The organism is Spirillospora sp. NPDC052242 (assembly GCF_040679555.1).
GTDB lineage: Bacteria > Actinomycetota > Actinomycetes > Streptosporangiales > Streptosporangiaceae > Spirillospora.
This window is the reverse complement of the sequence record NZ_JBFAUZ010000075.1, coordinates 1-18143: the sequence shown is the minus strand read 5'-3', so window position 1 is coordinate 18143 and position 18143 is coordinate 1. Positions and strand designations below refer to the sequence as shown.

Below are 18143 nucleotides of genomic sequence, written 5' to 3'. Positions count from 1 at the left end.
CGTGCCGGGCTCCGGGGCGTGGGACGCGGTGATCCTCGCCGGCGGGCGCGCCCGCCGGTTCGGCGGCGCGGACAAGCCCGCCGCCCGCGTCGGGGGCCGCGCCCTGCTCGAGCACGTCGCGGTGGCCGCGTCCGGCGCGGCCCGCGTCGTCGTGGTCGGCCCGCCCCGCGACGTGGCCGTGGACGCGGTGCGGGTCCGGGAGGACCCGCCGGGCGGCGGCCCGGTCCCCGCGCTGCGCGCCGGGCTCCCCGAGGTCCGCGCGCCGCGCGTCGCGCTGCTGGCCGCCGACCTGCCGTTCCTCCGCCCCGCCCACCTCGCCCGCCTCCTGGACGCCCTGGCGGGCCCGGCGCACGGCGCCGTGCTCGTCGACGCCGGCGGCCGCGACCAGTGGCTCGCCGGGTGCTGGCGCACCGGCGCGCTCCGCACCGCCCTCGACGGCTACGCCGGGGCGTCCCTGCGCGGCCTGCTCGCCCCGCTCGAACCGGCCCGGGTCGCCCTCCCCGCCGGGGACCGCCCGCCCTGGTACGACTGCGACACCCCCGAAGACCTGGCCCGCGCCCGCACCCTCGCCGACCCCGGCCCGCACTGACCGCGTCCCCCGGCGGACCCGGCCCGGGGGACCCGCGTCGATCGTGCGAGAGTGGGCATCCAGTCGGAATCGCATGATGTCCGCGAAGGGGGAACCCATGTCCGTGCTCGAGGACTGGATGGACGCGGCGTGCCGCGAACTGGGCCTGGACCGGGGCGACGTCGACCGCGACCTGGTGCTCGATCTCGCCCGCGACGTCGCGCACGGCGTCGCGCGTCCCGGCGCGCCGCTCACCGCCTACCTGCTGGGACTGGCGGTCGGCCGCGGCGCGCCCGCCCGGGACGCCGCGGCCCGGCTCACCGAGCTCGCGGAGGGCTGGGGCGCCGCCGCGGAGCCGGGGCCCGCACCGGACGACGTCCCGCAGCCGGCTGGGGAGCCCGTCCTCGACGAGGCCTGACGGCCGGTCAGGCGCCGGGCGCGTCGCGGTCGGCCACCGGCACCACGTCCTTGAGGAAATCGCGGCGGTCGAGGAACGCCGACAGGCTCGCGCGGTGCTCGTCGCAGGCGAGCCAGATCTTCCGCCGGTCCGGCGTGTGGATCTTCGGGTTGTTCCAGCGCAGCGCCCACACCGCGTCCGCGCGGCAGCCCTTGGCGGAGCACAGCAGTTCGTCGGGGTGCGTCTCGGGAGTCGATTCGGTCACCGGGCCAGCGTGGCACAGCCGGCGGCGGCGCGTTTGGCCCGGTGATCTCCGGAAAGGACCGGCCCGTGCACTCCGACCCGCCGGTCGGGGCGGACCGGCGCTGGCAGGCGCTCGCCGTCTGCCTCGTCGCGGCCTTCATGACGCTGCTCGACGTCAGCATCGTGAACGTGGCGTTGCCCACCATCCGGGACGGGCTGCACACCAGCGAGGCGGGGCTGCAGTGGATCGTGTCCGGGTACGCGCTGACGTTCGGGCTCGCGCTCGTCCCGGCGGGACGGCTCGGCGACGCCCGCAGCCGCCGCGCCGTGTTCATGTTCGGGCTGGCGCTGTTCACCGTGGCGAGCGCGCTCGCCGGGGCGGCGCAGGACGACCTGTGGCTGATCGTCGCGCGGCTCGTGCAGGGCGTCGCGGGCGGCATCCTCAACCCGCAGGTGGCGGGCCTCATCCAGCAGCTGTTCCGGGGCGCCGAACGGGGACGGGCGTTCGGCGCGCTCGGCGCCGTCATCGGGCTCGCGACGGCGACCGGGCCGCTGCTGGGCGGCGGCCTCATCGCGCTGGCCGGGCCCGAGGACGGCTGGCGGTGGGTGTTCTACGTCAACGTGCCGGTGGGCGTGGCGGCGCTGTTCCTCGCGCGGTGGCTGCTGCCCGCCCCGGTCTACGGCGCCCGGCAGGGGCTGGACCCGCCCGGCGTGCTGCTGCTGGGCGCGGGCGTGCTGTGCGTGCTGCTGCCGTTCGTCCAGCATCAGCAGTGGCAGAGCCCGGTCAAGTGGCTGCTGCTCCCCGCGGCGGCGGCGCTGCTCGCGCTGTTCGTGCTCTGGGAGCGCCGCGCCCGCTCCCCGATGGTCGACCTGGCGCTGTTCCGGCTCCGCTCGTACGCGCTGGGCTCGACGATCGCGCTGCTGTACTTCGCGGGGTTCACCGCGATCTTCTTCATCTTCACGCTGTACCTGCAGAACGGCCTGGGCTACAGCGCGCTCGGCGCGGGCCTGGCCATCGCCCCGTTCTCGGTGGGGTCGGGGGTGGCGGCCATCATCGGCGGGCGGATCGTCGCGCGGTTCGGCCGCCCGCTGGTCGCCGTCGGGCTCGGCGTGGTCGCGGCCGGGCTGGCGGCGGCGTGGCTCGCGGTCGAGCTGGTGCCCGGGACGGGCGTGGGGTGGGCGACCGCGCTGCCGCTGCTCCTCGCCGGGTTCGGCAGCGGCCTGGTCATCTCGCCGAACCAGACGATCACGCTGTCGGAGGTGCACCACGCCGAGGGCGGCAGCGCCGCGGGCGTCCTGCAGACCGGGCAGCGCGTCGGCACCGCCGCCGGGATCGCGTGGGTCGGGTCGGTGTTCTTCGAGACCGTCGCGGAGTCGGGCGACCAGGCCGCGGCGTTCCGGCACGGGCTCATCGTCATCCTGCTGTTCGTCCTCGCGGCGCTGGCGGCGGCGGTCGCCGACGTGACCGGCGGCCGCCGCCGCGGGCGCCGCCCGCGCCCGCGCCCCGGCTAGCGCCGTGCCCGCGGAGCCGCCCGCAGGGCCGCGCGCAGGGCCAGGCCGAGCACGGCGCCCGCACCGAGCACGGCGCCGCCGAGGAGCAGGTTCTGCCGCCTGATCCGGGCGGGGATCCGCGCGTACGGCATCGTCGAGAACGACACCAGCTCGTAGCGGGACACGTAGCGCCCCGCCAGCCGCCGCTCCAGCGCGTGCTGCGCCGCCTGCTTCACCCGGTACACCGGCGACGACACCCGGTCCCGCATCTCGACGAAGTTGTCGAGCGCCATCTCGGCGATGGCGTCCGTGTTGGGCTTCCGCCGGTCCTGGTAGCGGGCCAGCGCGCGCGCCCAGTCGCCACCGGTCTCGTCCAGGCACCGGTCGATCTCGATGCAGTCCTCGAACGCGCAGTTGGCGCCCTGCCCGAAGAACGGGACGATCGCGTGCGCGGCGTCGCCGAGCAGCGCGACGGACGCGCCGGCGCCCCGCCGCACCCACGGCTCGCACCGGACGGTCACCAGCGACCCGACCGGGTTCCGCTCGTAGTCGTCCACCAGGCCGGGCATCAGGCCCGCGACGTCCGGATAGTGCTCGGCGAAGTACGCGGTGATCTCGCGGGGGCTCCGCAGCGCGGCGAAGTCGCTCCGCGGCCAGAACAGCGTGCAGGTGAACGACCGGTCGAGGTTCGGCAGCGCGATCATCATGGACGTCCCGCGCGGCCAGATGTGCAGCGCGTCCGGATCGAGCGCGAAGTCCCCGTTCCGCGGCGGGACGGTCAGCTCCTTGTAGGCGTGCTCGAGGAAGTCCGCGTCGTCGTGCTCGAGTTTCAGCGACCGCCGCACCGCGCTGAACGCGCCGTCCCCGGCCAGCACGACGCCCGCCGGTTCCGGCTCGGCGTCCTCCAGCAGCACCGCGCCCGCCTCGGCGTCCACGCCGGTGACGCGCTCGCCGAACCGCAACGCCACCCCGGGGGTCGCCTCAGCCGTGTCGAGCAGGAACCGGTTCAGCTCCGCCCGGCTGATGGAGTTGATGGCCCGCGCGCGGTCCGCACTGTACGGCTGGAAGTTCGGCTCGCCGCCCTTCGGATGCACCATGCGCCCGTGCATGGGCAGCGCGTGCGCGAGCGCCCGCTCGCGCAGCCCCACCTGCTCCAGCGCCGCGAGACCGCGCGCCGAGATCGCCAGGTTGATCGACCGGCCCCGCTCGGCGCCCGCGACGCGCGGGTCCGGCCGCCGCTCGTACACCGTCACCGCGATCCCGCGCCGTCCCAGCAGCACCGCCAGCAGGCACCCGGCCAGCCCGGCGCCGACGATGGCGACCCGCTCCGCGTCAGCCGCCATGCGACGCTTCCCCCGCCGGCGCCGCGTCCCCGGCGGGCTCGGTCTGCGACCGGACCTCCCACAGGTCCGGGAACGCGGGCGCGAACAGCGTCGAGCGCAGGTAGTCGGCGCCCGCCGAACCGCCCGTGCCGACCTTCGCGCCGATCGTCCGCTCCACCATCTTCAGGTGCCGGTACCGCCACTCCTGGACGCCCTCGTCCACGTCGACGAGCGCCTCGCAGACCTCGGCGGCCGGGCCGCTCTCGTCCGCGTACACCGCCAGGAGCGCGCGCTGCACCCGCGGGTCCGGCTCCCACGGCTCGGCGAAGTCCCGCTCGAGCGCGGACTCCGGGATCTCGTACCCGCGCCCGGCGAGGTAGCGCAGCAGGGAGTCCAGCAGGGACGGGCGGGACGCCGCCGCGCGCAGCCGCTCGTCGCCGCGCAGGTCCGACGCGGGGAACGAGCGCCGCCCGAGCACCGCCTCGAGCTCGCGGAACTGGTCGCTCTGGAAGCCGCTGGAGGTGCCGAGCTCGTCGCGGAACGCGGCGAACTGCCGGGGCGTCATCGTCTCCAGCACGTCCAGCTGCCCGACCACCGTCTTGAGGATCTTGGCGATCCGGCGCGCGGTGTGCAGGGAGCCGCCGCTGTTGCCCTCCTCGAGGCGGCGCTGCAGCAGCGCGGCCTCGTGCAGGATCTGCTTGAACCACAGCTCGTACACCTGGTGGATGATCACGAACAGCAGCTCGTCGTGCGCGTCGGTCTTCGGTTCCTGGCACGACAGCAGCCGGTCCAGCCGCAGGTACCCGCCGTACGTCATCGTCGGCGAATCCGCCATCACCGCCTCCTTGCGATTTCACGGATGTGACCCGCAGCATAAGGGAACGCCCATCGGGGCCCGGTACCCCGGTAAGTCCCACATACCCGGCATACCGCCCGGACGTGCGTCCGCGCCCCGGTTTGGTGTCGTCCCCATGTGGCAGGATCGTGCTGTGACCAGCAAGTCCTCCACCGACCAGCACCTGCGCGACCTCGCGCTGCTGCGCCGCGTCCGCGACCGGATCGACCGCGAGTACGCGCAGCCGCTGGACGTCGAGGCCCTCGCGCGCGGCGTGAACATGTCGGCCGGGCACCTCAGCCGCCGGTTCCGGCGCGCCTACGGCGAGTCGCCGTACAGCTACCTGATGACGCGGCGCATCGAACGCGCGATGGCGCTGCTGCGGCGCGGCGACCTCAGCGTCACCGACGTGTGCTTCGCGGTCGGCTGCTCGTCGCTGGGCACCTTCAGCACCCGCTTCACCGAACTGGTCGGGGTCCCGCCGAGCGTCTACCGGGCCCGCGCGGCCGAGGCGACGGCGGGGATGCCGTCGTGCGTGGCCAAGCAGGTGACGAGACCGGTCAGGAATCGAGAAGCGCCGGCGGCCCGGGCCCGCCTAGCGTGACGGCATGGACGTCACCATCCTTTCGAGCTTCCTTCCGCACGACGACCCCGACGCGGCGCTGGCGTTCTACCGCGACGCCCTCGGGTTCGAGGTCCGCAAGGACGTCGGCTACGAGGGCATGCGGTGGATCACGGTCGGCCCGCCCGGGCAGCCCGGCACGTCGATCGTGCTGTACCCGCCGTCGGCCGATCCCGGCGTCACCGACGACGAGCGCCGCATGATCGCCGAGATGATGGCCAAGGGCACGTTCGCGAGCGTCCTGCTGGCGACGCCCGACGTCGACGGCGTCTTCGAGCGGCTGCAGGCCGTCGACGCCGAGGTCGTCCAGGAGCCGACCGACCAGCCCTACGGCGTCCGGGACTGCGCGTTCCGCGATCCGGCGGGCAACATGGTCCGTATCCAGGAGGCCGAGTGAGCGCCCCGGCCGCGGCCGGGTGAGCGCCGGCCCCGCGGCCCCGCCTCGCCGCGGCACCGTGCGTCCGCGGCACCGGGCACCGGCCGTCCACCGGAAGGACGTGGACGGCCGGTGCGTCCTGGTGTGCGCGGGCGGGGCCGGGAGCGGAAACCGGCGAACAGGTGCACAATGACCGTCGCCGCGACCGCGCCGATGAGGCCGGGCCGGCCGAGGCGACGCAGCCGGGGCCGCGACGACGGCCCCGCCCGACATGATGGAGACACGATGACCATGGCCCCGAGGACGGACGCGCCCGACGCGCCGGACGCGCGGTCGGCCGCGTCGCACGCCGCCGACGGCCACGACATGATCCGCGTGCACGGCGCGCGCGTGAACAACCTCAAGGACGTCACCGTCGAGATCCCGAAGCGCCGGCTGACGGTGTTCACCGGGGTCTCCGGCTCGGGCAAGAGCTCGCTGGTGTTCGGCACGATCGCCGCGGAGTCCCAGCGGCTGATCAACGAGACCTACAGCGCCTTCGTGCAGGGGTTCATGCCGACCCCGGCGCGGCCCGAGGTGGACGTGCTGGACGGGCTGACGACCGCGATCATCGTCGACCAGGAGCGGATGGGCGCCGACCCCCGGTCCACGGTCGGCACCGCCACCGACGCCAACGCGATGCTGCGCATCCTGTTCAGCCGGCTCGGCGAGCCGCACGTCGGGCCGCCCGCCGCGTTCGCGTTCAACGTGCCGTCGGTCCGGGCGAGCGGCGCGATCACGGTGGAGCGCGGCGACGGCAGCAAGGCCGTGAAGGCCACCTTCTCCCGCACCGGCGGCATGTGCACCCGCTGCGAGGGGCGGGGCAGGGTCTCCGACATCGACCTCACCCAGCTCTACGACGACTCCAAGTCGATCTCCGACGGGGCGTTCACCATCCCCGGCTGGAAGTCCGACAGCTGGTGGACGGTGCGGACCTACGCCGAGTCGGGCCTGCTCGACCCGCACAAGCCGATCCGCGAGTTCACGAAGAAGGAGATGCAGGACTTCCTCTACCACGAGCCGATCAAGGTGAAGGTCGAGGGGGCGAACCTGACCTACGAGGGGCTCATCCCGAGGATCCAGAAGTCGTTCCTGTCCAAGGACCGGGAGGCGATGCAGCCGCACATCCGCGCGTTCGTGGACCGGGCGGTCACGTTCGCCGTCTGCCCCGAGTGCGGCGGCACCCGGCTCACCGAGGCGGCCCGGTCCTCGAAGATCAAGGGGATCAGCATCGCGGAGGCGTGCGCGATGGAGATCCGCGACCTCGCCGAATGGGTCCGCGGCCTGGACGAGCCGTCGGTGGCGCCGCTGCTCGCGGCGCTGCAGGGGACGCTCGACTCGTTCGTCCAGATCGGGCTCGGCTACCTCTCGCTGGAGCGCCCCTCGGGCACGCTGTCGGGCGGCGAGGCGCAGCGCACCAAGATGATCCGCCATCTCGGCTCGTCCCTCACCGACGTCACCTACGTCTTCGACGAGCCCACGATCGGCCTGCACCCGCACGACGTCCAGCGGATGAACGACCTGCTGCTGCGGCTGCGGGACAAGGGCAACACCGTGCTCGTCGTGGAGCACAAGCCGGAGACGATCGCGATCGCCGACCACGTCGTCGACCTCGGTCCCGGCGCGGGCACGGCGGGCGGCACCGTCTGCTACGAGGGCACCGTCGAGGGGCTGCGGGCGGGGGACACCGTCACCGGCCGCCACTACGACGACCGGGCCCGGCTGAAGGAGACGGTGCGCGCGCCGTCCGGCAAGCTGGAGATCCGCGGCGCGAACGCCCACAACCTGCAGGACGTCGACGTCGACGTCCCCCTGGGCGTGCTCACCGTCGTGACCGGCGTCGCGGGCTCCGGCAAGAGCTCGCTGGTGCACGGGTCGATCCCGGCGGGGGCGGGCGTGGTGGCGGTCGACCAGGGCGCGATCAAGGGGTCCCGGCGGAGCAACCCGGCGACCTACACCGGGCTGCTCGACCCGATCCGCAAGGCGTTCGCGAAGGCCAACGGCGTGAAGCCCGCGCTGTTCAGCGCGAACTCCGAGGGCGCGTGCCCGGAGTGCAAGGGCGCGGGCGTCGTCTACACCGACCTCGGCATGATGGCGGGCGTCGCCACCGTCTGCGACGTGTGCGAGGGACGGCGCTTCGCGGCGGCCGTCCTGGAGTACCGGTTCGGCGGCCGCGACATCTCCGAGGTCCTCGCGATGTCGGTGACCGACGCCGAGGAGTTCTTCGGCGCCGGGGAGGGCCGGATCCCGGCGGCGCACAAGATCGTGCGGCGGCTCGCCGACGTCGGCCTCGGCTACCTGACCCTCGGGCAGCCGCTCACCACGCTGTCCGGCGGCGAGCGGCAGCGGCTCAAGCTGGCCGTCCACATGGCCGAGAAGGGCGGGATCTACGTCCTGGACGAGCCGACGTCCGGCCTGCACCTCGCCGACGTCGAGCAGCTGCTCGGCCTGCTCGACCGGCTGGTCGACTCGGGCAAGTCGGTCATCGTCGTCGAGCACCACCAGGCCGTGATGGCGCACGCCGACTGGATCATCGACCTCGGTCCGGGCGCCGGTCACGACGGCGGCCGGGTCGTCTTCGAGGGCACCCCGGCCGATCTCGTCGCCGCCCGCTCCACCCTCACCGGCGAGCACCTCGCGGCCTACGTCGGCGCCTGACCGGCGATCCTTCCGCGATCGCCGTCCGCGATCGCCGTCCGCGATCGCCGTCCGGGGCTCCGGGGGCGGCGGTCAGTCCTCGACGTCGCCGGTGACGCGGCGGACGGGGTGGAGGGCGGCGCGGATGGCGGCGGCGCCCTCGGCGGGCAGGTCGGCGATGCCGAAGCCGGACGCGTTCAGCGCGGCCGTCGCCTCCTCGGCGAGGTCGCGGCCCGCGGGGGTGATGGTCGCGAGGACGACGCGGCGGTCGTCGGGGGAGGGGGCGCGGCCGACGAGGCCGCGGCCCTCGAGCCGTCCGATCACGTTGGTGACCGAGGCGGGGTGCACCATGAGCCGGGTGCCCATCTTGCCCATCGGGAGGGTGCCGGAGCGGGCGAACGCCAGCAGGCGCAGCGCCTCGTAGGCGGCGAACGTGAGGCCGTACGGCTTCAGGACGGCCTCGATGCGGCTCAGCAGGAGCTGCTGGGCGCGCATCACCGAGGTGACGGCCGCCATGTGGTCGGCGTGCTCGGGCCACCGGGCGCTCCACTGGCGGTGGGCCTCGGCGATGGGATCGGGGGCGGGCATCGCACCACCGTATGTGGTCTTGACCGGATCGCGCACGGAAACTATTTTAGCTTCCAAATATTGGATGTCCAAGGGTCCACGGTCGGCCCGAGGGGCGGGGGTGGAGACGGTGACGGATTCCTCCGGTGAACTGCACGTTCCGGTGCATCCGGTGCGGTTCGTGACGGCGGCGGCGCTGTTCGACGGGCACGACGCGGCCATCAACATCATGCGGCGCATCCTGCAGTCCCAGGGCGCCGAGGTGGTGCACCTGGGGCACGACAGGTCGGTGCGCGAGGTCGTCGACGCCGTGCTGGAGGAGGACGTCCAGGGCGTCGCGATCAGCTCCTACCAGGGCGGCCACGTCGAGTACTTCGAGTTCCTCTCGCGCAGCCTCAAGGAGGCCGGCGCCGAGCAGGTGAAGGTGTTCGGCGGCGGCGGGGGCGTCATCGTGCACGAGGAGATCGCCCGGCTGGCGGCCTCGGACGTGCGGATCTTCTCCCCGGAGGACGGGCAGCGGCTCGGCCTCCCCGGCATGATCAACGAGCTGGTCCGGGACTGCGACGTCGACCTGGCCGCCGAGCCCGCGACGGCCGACGCCGTCATCGCGGGGGACCGGCGCGCCCTCGCCCGGACGATCACCTGCCTGCAGGCCGGGCGGCTCCCGGACGCCGACCGCGCCGCGCTCGCCGACGCCGCGGCGGCCCGCACCGTCCCGGTCCTCGGCATCACCGGCACCGGCGGGTCCGGCAAGTCCTCGCTCACCGACGAGCTGGTGCGGCGGTTCCGCGTCGACCGGCGCGACGGGCTCCGCGTCGCCGTCCTGGCCGTGGACCCGACCCGGCGGCGCGGCGGCGGCGCCCTGCTCGGCGACCGCATCCGGATGAACTCCCTGGACGGCGACCGCGTGTTCTTCCGCTCGCTGGCCACCCGCGGCGCCCGCGAGCTGCCCGACGGCATCGCGGACGCGATCACCGCCTGCAAGGCCGCCGGGTACGACCTGGTGATCCTGGAGACGCCCGGCATCGGGCAGGGCGACGCCGCGATCGTCCCGATCGTCGACACGTCGCTGTACGTGATGACGCCCGAGTTCGGCGCCGCGTCCCAGCTCGAGAAGATCGACATGCTCGACTTCGCCGACGTCGTCGCGATCAACAAGTTCGAGCGGCGCGGGGCGCAGGACGCGCTGCGCGACGTCTCGCGCCAGCTCGTCCGCAACCGGGAGGCGTTCGGCAGCCGCCCCGAGGACATGCCGGTGTTCGGCACCAGCGCCGCGACGTTCGACGACGACGGCGTCACCGCCCTCTACCAGCACCTCGGCGGGCTCCTCGCCGAGCACGGGCTGCCGGCCGCGGACGGCGCGCTGCCGAAGGTCGACACGAAGGTCTCCACCGGCGCCGCCACGATCATCCCGCCGAACCGCGTCCGGTACCTGTCGGACATCGCCGACACCGTCCGCGGCTACCACGCCGACACCGAGCGGCAGATGGCGGCGGTCCGGCGGGTGCAGCGGCTGGAGGAGGTCCGCGCCGAGCTCACCGACGCCGCCGAGGTCGAGGAGCTGCTCGAGCGGGCCCGCCGGGACGTCGACCCCCGCGACGCCGCGCTGCTCGCGGAGTGGCCGTCGGTCGTGGCGTCCTACTCCGGGGACGAGCAGGTCGTGCGGATCCGCGACCGCGAGCTGCGCACGCCGCTGACCCGCGAGTCCCTGTCGGGCAGCCGCATCCCGCGCGTCGCCCTGCCGCGCTTCACCGACCACGGCGAGCTGCTGCGGTTCCTGCGCAACGAGAACCTCCCCGGGAGGTTCCCGTTCACCGCCGGGGTGTTCCCGTTCAAGCGCGACAACGAGGACCCGGCGCGGATGTTCGCCGGGGAGGGCGACCCGTTCCGCACCAACCGCCGCTTCAAGCTCCTGTCGGAGGGGCAGCCCGCGACCCGGCTGTCCACCGCGTTCGACTCCGTCACCCTCTACGGCCGCGACCCCGACGAGCGTCCCGACGTCTACGGCAAGGTCGGCACGTCCGGCGTGTCGATCGCGACGCTGGACGACATGAAGGCCCTCTACGACGGGTTCGACCTGTCCTCGCCCACCACCTCGGTGTCGATGACGATCAACGGCCCGGCGCCGACGATCCTGGCGTTCTTCCTCAACACCGCCATCGACCAGGGCCTCGACCGGTTCCGCGCGGAGGAGGGCCGCGAACCGTCCGGCGCCGAGGCCGCGGAGATCCGCGCGCGGGTCCTGTCGACCGTCCGCGGCACGGTGCAGGCCGACATCCTCAAGGAGGACCAGGGGCAGAACACCTGCATCTTCTCCACCGAGTTCTCCCTGCGGATGATGGGCGACATCCAGGAGTGGTTCATCGCCAACCGCGTCCGCAACTTCTACTCGGTGTCGATCTCCGGCTACCACATCGCCGAGGCCGGCGCGAACCCCATCAGCCAGCTCGCGTTCACGCTCGCCAACGGGTTCACCTACGTCGAGTCCTACCTGGCGCGCGGCATGGACGTCGACGACTTCGCGCCCAACCTGTCGTTCTTCTTCTCCAACGGCATGGACCCCGAGTACAGCGTGCTCGGCCGCGTCGCCCGCCGCATCTGGGCCGTGGCCATGCGCGACCGGTACGGCGCCAACGAGCGCAGCCAGAAGCTCAAGTACCACGTGCAGACGTCCGGGCGCTCCCTGCACGCGCAGGAGATGCACTTCAACGACATCCGCACCACCCTGCAGGCCCTCATCGCCGTCTACGACAACTGCAACAGCCTGCACACCAACGCCTACGACGAGGCCGTCACGACGCCCACCGCCGAGTCCGTCCGCCGCGCCCTCGCCATCCAGATGATCATCAACCGGGAGTGGGGCCTGGCGATGAACGAGAACCCGCTGCAGGGCTCGTTCATCATCGACGAGCTGACCGACCTCGTCGAGGAGGCGGTGCTGACGGAGTTCGATCGGATCAGCGAGCGCGGCGGCGTGCTCGGCGCGATGGAGACCGGCTACCAGCGCGGCCGCATCCAGGACGAGTCGATCCTGTACGAGCACCGCAAGCACGACGGCTCCCTGCCGATCATCGGCGTGAACACGTTCCGCGCCCCGGACGCCGGCGACGGGACGCCCGACACGATCGAGCTCGCCCGCGCCACCGAGGAGGAGAAGCGCTCGCAGCTCGAGCGGGTCCGCGCCCACCGGGCGGCGCACCGGGACGAGTCCGGCGCGGCCCTCGCCGCCCTGCAGGACGCCGCCCGCTCGGGCGAGAACGTGTTCGCCGTCCTGATGGACGCCGCGCGGGTCTGCACCCTCCAGCAGATCACCGACGCGTTCTTCGAGGTCGGCGGCCAGTACCGCCGCAACGTATGACGGCACCGCCCGGAACGGCGGGCGTTCCGCGCGACGACACCGGCCGCCCGGTCCCGGTCCCGGACCGGGTGCGCCGCGTCGTGTCGATCGTCCCGTCCCTCACCGAGACCGTCGCGGCCACCGCGCCCGGCCTGCTCGCGGGCGCCACCGACTGGTGCACGCACCCCGCCGGCCTGGACGTCCCGCGCGTCCGCGGCACCAAGAACCCCGACGTGGACCGGATCGTCGCCCTGCGCCCGGACGTCGTCGTCGGCAACACCGAGGAGAACCGTCCCGCCGACGTCGACGCCCTGCGCGCCGCCGGGGTCCCCGTGTGGATGACGCGGATCCGGACGGTCGAGGAGGCCCTCGGCTCGCTGCGCCGCATGCTCGCCGAGGGCTGCCGCGTCCCCGTCCCGTCCTGGCTGGACGACGCCGCGCGCGCGTGGGCCGCCGTGGTGCCCGGCCCGCCGCGCGCCGCCGTGATCCCGATCTGGCGGCGGCCGTGGATGGTCGTCGGGCGCGACACCTTCACCGGCGACGTCCTCGCCCGCCTCGGCGTCGCGAACGTCTACGCGGACCACCCGGAGCGGTACCCGAAGATCCCGATCGGCGAGCTGAACGCGTCGGGCGCCGACCTCGTCGTCCTGCCGGACGAGCCGTACCGGTTCACCGCCGACGACGGCCCCGAGGCGTTCCCCGGCCTCGACTGCGCCCTCGTCGACGGGCGGCACCTCACCTGGTACGGGCCGTCGCTGGTCGACGCGCCGCGCGTCCTGGCGGAGCGGCTGGCCCGCTGACCCGTGCCGCGGCGGTCAGGGCGCCGCCGCCCGCCGGTGGTGCGCGACGGCGACGGCCGCGGTCGGCAGCCCGTCCGCCGTCGTCACGTCCACGCCGGTCAGCGCGTGCACGCGGGCCAGCCGGTTGTCGACGGTGTTGGGGTGCACGCCCAGCGCGCGGGCCGCGCCGCGCCGGTCGAGGTCGTGCGCGAAGTACGCCGGCAGCGTCTCCCACAGTTCGGCGCGGCCCGCCAGCGGCGCCATCGCCGCGAGCAGGACGGGCGCGGCCCGCGAGTCGGCGCCGAGGTGGTACTCCAGCGCCACGTCCGCCAGCCGGTACGCGCCGGGCGGGCGGCCGGTGCCGCGCACGATCCGCAGGACCCGGCGCGCCGCCGCGGCCGCCTCCGGCGCCTCCCCGGGCGCCCGGATCGTCTCGGCGGCCAGCGTCACCGGCCCGCCCGCCGCCCGCCCGACCCGCTCGGCGAGCACCCCGGCGTCCACCTCGGCGTCCAGCGCCCCGGTGAGCAGGAGGACGCCGCCGGACGCGCGCAGGTCGGCGGGCGGCTCGGCCCCGTAGAGCCGCTCCAGGGCGTCCAGGATCCGCCGGGCCCGCCGGTGCGCCGTGACGCGCCGCGCCGCCGGGTCCACCTCGTCCGCGGCGGCGGGCGGCGGCTCCCGCGGCAGCTCGACGACCACGAGGGTGAGCCGGGCGGGCACCTCGCCCTGGAAGTGCGCGACCAGCGGGGACGGGTCCCCGGCGAGCAGCGCGGACACGACCCGGGCGCCGTCGCGGGCGTACTCGGCGGCCGCGGTGCGGGCGTGCTCGTCGTACCCCGCGGCGCCCGCCTCCTGGAGGACGTCGTTCACGTCGTGGGCGCGCCGCATCGCGGGGGCGAGCGCCGCCGGCTCGTCCGCGAGGGCCGGGCCCAGCTCGTCCCACAGCACGTTCAGGCAGCCGTGCAGCGCCCGGATGTACTCCTGGAAGGGCACCCCCTCCGCCGCGCGCTCGCGGGCCCGTTCCCGGACGAGGCGCAGGTACTCCTCGCGGATCTCGCGGTCCAGCAGGGACCCGAGCATGAGCCGCAGCGTCAGCCGGCACGTGCTCGCCATGATCGTCTGGAGCTGGAGGGGGATCCGGTCCCCGTACAGCGGCGAGCGCGCGGCGTAGTCCGCGACCACCGTGCGCGCCAGCGTCGGCACGCGGGGTTCCAGCCGCCGCACGACCTCGGCGTAGCGCTCGGTCACGCGCCCCTCCGTTTCTGTGAATCGTCACAGCATATTGAGCCGTACGCTGTGCCGGATCCAGATGGTGAGGGCCGTTCCGCGTCGCGAGCCTGGTGTGCACGTGGAAGGAGGCCACTTTCTTGCCTGACACCGGCTTGTCCCCGACCGTGCTGTACGAGGCGGCGCGCGGCGTCGCCACGATCACCCTCAACCGTCCCGAGCGCCGCAACGCGCTGTCCCGCGAGCTGTCGCACGCCCTGACCGCCGCCCTGGAGGAGGCCGCGGGCGACCCCGCCGACCGCGCCGCCCCGGACGTCGCGGCGTCCGGCGTCTTCGTGCCCGCGACCGCCGCCGACGGCACCCCGTACGAGGTGCCCGGCCTGCCCTACCGGTCCGTTCGGTACGGGCGGCACGCCGCGCCCGGCCGCGTCCCGGCCCTCGGCGAGCACCACGACGTCACCGGCCACAAGATCTGGACGTCGCACGGGCTGCAGGCGAACATGATGTTCCTGCCGCACCGACCCCGACGCGCCGCGCCACCGGGGCCTGTCGTACGTCCTGCTGCCGCTGGACGGCGGCGGCGTGGACATGCGCCCGATCCGGCAGATCACCGGCGGCGCGGGCTTCTGCGAGGAGTTTCTCGACGGCGCGGTCGCCCCGCTGTTCAACGTGATCGGCGGGGTGAACGGCGGCTGGCGCGTCGCGATGACGACCCTCGGCGCGGAACGCGCGGGGGAGATCACCGGGCGGTACTTCGGCTACCGCCGCGAGTTCGAGGCCCTCGTCGGGCGGCTGCGCGCGCGGGGGCGGCTGGGCGACCCGCACGTCCGGCGGGCGCTGGCCGCGGCGTACGTCCGCGTGGAGCTGATGCGGTTCACCGGCCGGCGGGTCGCCGACGAGATGGCGGCGGGCGGGGACGTCTCCGCGCTGCTCGCCGTCGACGAGATCAACTGGTCGGAGTACCACTGCGACTTCGGGTCGCTGGCGCTGGACGCGCAGGGCCCGGCCGGGCTGCTGCGGCCGCCCGGCGACGGCTACCCGGTCGACGGGTTCCAGCAGGTGATGCTGGGCAGCCGGGGCCGCCGGATCGCCCGCGGCGCCAACCAGATCCAGCGCGACATCATCGCCGAGCGCGTCCTCGGGCTGCCCCGGTGTGGCGCCGCGCGCCCCGGCCGCACGGACGGCCGGGGCCCGCGGCGCCCGCGGGGTCGGGGCCCGTCAGGCGCGGGGCCCGCCCGCCACGTAGATGACCTGCCCCGAGACGAACGAGGCGTCGTCGCTCACCAGGAACGCGACCGTCCCGGCGATGTCCTCCGGGCGGCCGACGCGGCGCACCGGGATCTCCTTGGCCGCCGCGGCCTTGAAGTCCTCGAAGTCGACGCCGACGCGGGCGGCGGTCGCGGCGGTCATCTCGGTCTCGATGAAGCCGGGCGCGATCGCGTTCGCGGTCACCCCGAACTTGCCGAGCTCGATCGCGAGGGTCTTGGTGAAGCCCTGCAGGCCCGCCTTGGCCGCCGAGTAGTTCACCTGCCCGCGGTTGCCGAGCGCCGACACCGACGACAGGTTCACGATGCGGCCCCAGCCCGCCTTCGTCATGTGCTCCTGCGCGGCGCGGCTCATCAGGAACGAGCCCCGCAGGTGCACCGAGATGACCGAGTCCCAGTCGTCGTCGGTCATCTTGAACAGCAGGTTGTCGCGGGTGATGCCGGCGTTGTTCACCAGCACGACGGGCGGGCCCAGCTCGGCCGCGATCCGGGTCACGGCGGCGGCGACGGCGGCCGAGTCGGCGACGTCGACGCCCACGGCGAGCGCCGTCCCGCCGTCCTTCGCGATCGTCTCGACGGTGCCCGCGCAGGCGGCTTCGTCGAGGTCGCAGACCGCGACGGCGAAGCCCTCGCGGGCCAGCCGGACGGCGACGGCGGCGCCGATGCCGCGCGCGGCCCCGGTGACGACGGCGACCCGCGGGCCGGTGGGGGTGTCGGTCATGGTGGGCCTCCCGTTCAGACCTGGATGTCCTTGGCGATGATGGTCTTCAGCACCTCGCTGGTGCCGCCGTAGATCCGGGTGACCCGGGCGTCGGTGTACAGCCGCGCGATCGGGTACTCCAGGATGTAGCCGTAGCCGCCGTGCAGCTGCAGGCACTTGTCGACGACGCGCTGCTGCACCTCGGTGCAGAAGAGCTTGGCGACGGCGGCGTCGGCGGGGGTGAGCTCCCCGGCGTCCAGCGCCTCGATCGCGCGGTCGATCAGGGAGCGGGCGGCCTCCACCTCGGTGGCGCACTCGGCCAGGACGAACTTGGTGTTCTGGAACGAGGACACGGTCTTGCCGAAGACGGTGCGCTCCTGCACGTACTTGCGGGCGAACTCGACGGCGGCGGCGGCCGACGCGTAGGAGCTGGTGGCGATCCCGAGCCGCTCCTCGGCGAGGTTGTGGGTGAGGTACTCGAACCCGCGGCCCTCCTCGCCGAGCAGGTCCTCGACGGGGACGCGCACGTCGCTGAACGACAGCTCGGCGGTGTCGGAGCTGCGCAGCCCGATCTTCTCCAGCTTGCGGCCGACCGCGTAGCCCTCGCTCTTGGTGTCGACGACCAGGATCGACAGGCCGGCGCGGCGGTTCTCGGGGGTGGCGGGGGAGGTGCGGGCGACGACCAGCATCCGGTCGGCGAGGACGCCGCCGGTGATGAACGTCTTGGCGCCGTTCAGGACGTAGTGGTCGCCGTCGCGCTTCGCGGTGGTCTGGATGCCGGCGAGGTCGGAGCCGGTGCCCGGCTCGGTCATCGCGATGGCGGTCATCATCTCGCCGGAGATGAACGGCGGCAGCCACCGCTTCTTCTGCTCCTCGCTCGCGTACTTGAGCAGGTAGGGCAGGACGAGGTTGACGTGGACCCCGTAGCCGCCGAAGCTCACCCCGGCGCGGGCGCACTCCTCGGAGACGACGGCCTGGTACTTGAAGCTGGTCTCGCCGGCGCCGCCGTACTCCTCGGGCACCTGGATGCCGAACACGCCCAGCTCGCCGAGCTTGTTGTAGAAGTCGCGGGGCGGGTGCCCGGCGGCCTCCCACTCCTCGTAGTAGGGCGCGACCTCGGCCTCGATGAAGTCCCGGATCGTGTCCCGGAAGGCCTCGTGGTCCTCGTTGAACAGGGTGCGGCGCACGCTGTGCCCCTTTCGCGGTAACTGCGGATCGCGTCACCGGCGGAACGCCGGCTGTTTTCGAACTTCGTTCTAGAACGGCATTGTAGCGTTCGCGACCGGTGCGCTCCGCCCTCGGACGTGCGGCGGGCCTGGCGCGCGGGACCGGCCCGCATGACCCGGCGGTCGTACGCGCGACGCTCGACGCGTCCCGAGGCTCCGTCAAGGGGGCGGGCCCCTGCCGGGGGTCGGGGGGCGCCGCCGGCCGAGTGCCGCTCCGCCGCCGGTTCTTGTGCGGGCGCGCTTCACCGGGGCGCGGGTCGTCCGGGAATGGATCGATCACGTTCCGAACGAGTGCTTGTGAATTACCACCGGCCGTCGTACGGGCGTCGTTCAGGAAAGGTTCGCGCGGCGGGGGCTTCGGTTCCTGGCCGGACCAGGACACGGCCGCCGGTTGCGCGGGCGGGCGCGATGTGCCGGGACGCGCGCGGCGCCGCGCCGCGCGTCAAGATCGGGGCACGGGCGGGTCATGGGGACGTCCCGGAACATGAAAAGCGGCGCCGGGTGGATACGGGGGC

15 protein-coding genes and 2 pseudogenes are annotated in these 18143 nt (G+C 74.1%); 10 read left to right on the top strand and 7 right to left on the bottom strand.

All coding sequences use genetic code 11. The annotated features are described in order from the left end of the window. Position 1: 1 nt before the first annotated feature. Together mobA and AB0L25_RS38540 are read left to right on the top strand one after the other, a co-directional pair. Entirely contained in the window at positions 2-589 is a 588-nt protein-coding gene (gene mobA, locus AB0L25_RS38545) for a molybdenum cofactor guanylyltransferase (RefSeq protein ID WP_500178286.1), read from the top strand. Positions 590-686: 97 nt separating this feature from the next. Continuing rightward, entirely contained in the window at positions 687-986 is a 300-nt protein-coding gene (locus AB0L25_RS38540) for a DUF6457 domain-containing protein (protein ID WP_500178284.1), read from the top strand. A 7-nt stretch (positions 987-993) separates the two neighbouring features. Here AB0L25_RS38540 and AB0L25_RS38535 read toward each other — a convergent pair whose 3' ends face one another. Next, on the bottom strand, positions 994-1230 hold the full coding sequence (locus AB0L25_RS38535; protein ID WP_500178283.1) for a hypothetical protein: 237 nt from the start codon (positions 1228-1230) through the stop codon (positions 994-996). 65 nt (positions 1231-1295) lie between these two features. Here AB0L25_RS38535 and AB0L25_RS38530 point away from each other — a divergent pair, with 65 nt between their 5' ends. Beyond that, entirely contained in the window at positions 1296-2720 is a 1425-nt protein-coding gene (locus AB0L25_RS38530; protein ID WP_500178282.1) for an MFS transporter, read from the top strand. Here AB0L25_RS38530 and AB0L25_RS38525 read toward each other — a convergent pair. Together AB0L25_RS38525 and AB0L25_RS38520 are read right to left on the bottom strand one after the other, a co-directional pair. After that, positions 2717-4042 (bottom strand): FAD-dependent oxidoreductase, encoded by a 1326-nt coding sequence (locus AB0L25_RS38525; protein ID WP_500178280.1) that lies wholly within the window; start codon positions 4040-4042, stop codon positions 2717-2719. The genes AB0L25_RS38530 and AB0L25_RS38525 overlap by 4 nt on opposite strands. After that, entirely contained in the window at positions 4032-4856 is an 825-nt protein-coding gene (locus AB0L25_RS38520) for a tryptophan 2,3-dioxygenase (protein ID WP_500178278.1), read from the bottom strand. Before AB0L25_RS38520 ends, AB0L25_RS38525 begins: the two co-directional genes overlap by 11 nt. A gap of 154 nt (positions 4857-5010) precedes the next feature. Between AB0L25_RS38520 and AB0L25_RS38515 the strand changes: the two genes are divergently transcribed. The 3 genes from AB0L25_RS38515 (at position 5011) to AB0L25_RS38505 (ending at position 8551) form a co-directional block, all read left to right on the top strand. Then, positions 5011-5460: a helix-turn-helix transcriptional regulator gene (locus AB0L25_RS38515; protein ID WP_500178276.1), complete on the top strand. Its 450-nt coding sequence runs from the start codon at positions 5011-5013 to the stop codon at positions 5458-5460. A 4-nt stretch (positions 5461-5464) separates the two neighbouring features. Continuing rightward, positions 5465-5875: a VOC family protein gene (locus AB0L25_RS38510; protein ID WP_500178275.1), complete on the top strand. Its 411-nt coding sequence runs from the start codon at positions 5465-5467 to the stop codon at positions 5873-5875. Between the two features lie 264 nt (positions 5876-6139). Next, the gene (locus AB0L25_RS38505; protein ID WP_500178273.1) at positions 6140-8551 is read left to right on the top strand and encodes an ATP-binding cassette domain-containing protein; all 2412 of its coding nucleotides are present in this window, start codon (positions 6140-6142) and stop codon (positions 8549-8551) included. 72 nt (positions 8552-8623) lie between these two features. Here the strand turns inward: AB0L25_RS38505 and AB0L25_RS38500 are convergent, their stop codons facing one another. Further along, positions 8624-9118, bottom strand: a complete 495-nt coding sequence (locus tag AB0L25_RS38500; protein ID WP_500178271.1) for a MarR family transcriptional regulator — start codon at positions 9116-9118, stop codon at positions 8624-8626. Between the two features lie 109 nt (positions 9119-9227). On the opposite strand from AB0L25_RS38500, the gene icmF reads away from it, so the two are divergent. Together icmF and AB0L25_RS38490 are read left to right on the top strand one after the other, a co-directional pair. Next, positions 9228-12455: a fused isobutyryl-CoA mutase/GTPase IcmF gene (gene icmF / locus AB0L25_RS38495; protein ID WP_500178269.1), complete on the top strand. Its 3228-nt coding sequence runs from the start codon at positions 9228-9230 to the stop codon at positions 12453-12455. Next, on the top strand, positions 12452-13234 hold the full coding sequence (locus AB0L25_RS38490) for a helical backbone metal receptor (protein WP_500178268.1): 783 nt from the start codon (positions 12452-12454) through the stop codon (positions 13232-13234). Before icmF ends, AB0L25_RS38490 begins: the two co-directional genes overlap by 4 nt. Positions 13235-13249: 15 nt before the next feature. On the opposite strand, the gene AB0L25_RS38485 is transcribed toward AB0L25_RS38490, so the two are convergent. Beyond that, positions 13250-14458, bottom strand: a complete 1209-nt coding sequence (locus tag AB0L25_RS38485; protein ID WP_500178266.1) for a PucR family transcriptional regulator — start codon at positions 14456-14458, stop codon at positions 13250-13252. Between the two features lie 92 nt (positions 14459-14550). On the opposite strand from AB0L25_RS38485, the pseudogene AB0L25_RS38480 reads away from it, so the two are divergent. Together AB0L25_RS38480 and AB0L25_RS38475 are read left to right on the top strand one after the other, a co-directional pair. Next, positions 14551-14730 (top strand): annotated as a pseudogene (locus AB0L25_RS38480) (enoyl-CoA hydratase-related protein); the annotation flags it as partial. A 295-nt stretch (positions 14731-15025) separates the two neighbouring features. Next, a pseudogene (locus tag AB0L25_RS38475) lies at positions 15026-15565 on the top strand (acyl-CoA dehydrogenase family protein); the annotation flags it as partial. 90 nt (positions 15566-15655) lie between these two features. On the opposite strand, the gene fabG reads toward AB0L25_RS38475, so the two are convergent. Together fabG and AB0L25_RS38465 are read right to left on the bottom strand one after the other, a co-directional pair. Beyond that, the gene (gene fabG / locus AB0L25_RS38470; protein WP_500178264.1) at positions 15656-16423 is read right to left on the bottom strand and encodes a 3-oxoacyl-ACP reductase FabG; all 768 of its coding nucleotides are present in this window, start codon (positions 16421-16423) and stop codon (positions 15656-15658) included. A gap of 14 nt (positions 16424-16437) precedes the next feature. Beyond that, positions 16438-17589: an acyl-CoA dehydrogenase family protein gene (locus AB0L25_RS38465; RefSeq protein WP_500178262.1), complete on the bottom strand. Its 1152-nt coding sequence runs from the start codon at positions 17587-17589 to the stop codon at positions 16438-16440. Positions 17590-18143 lie beyond the last annotated feature (554 nt).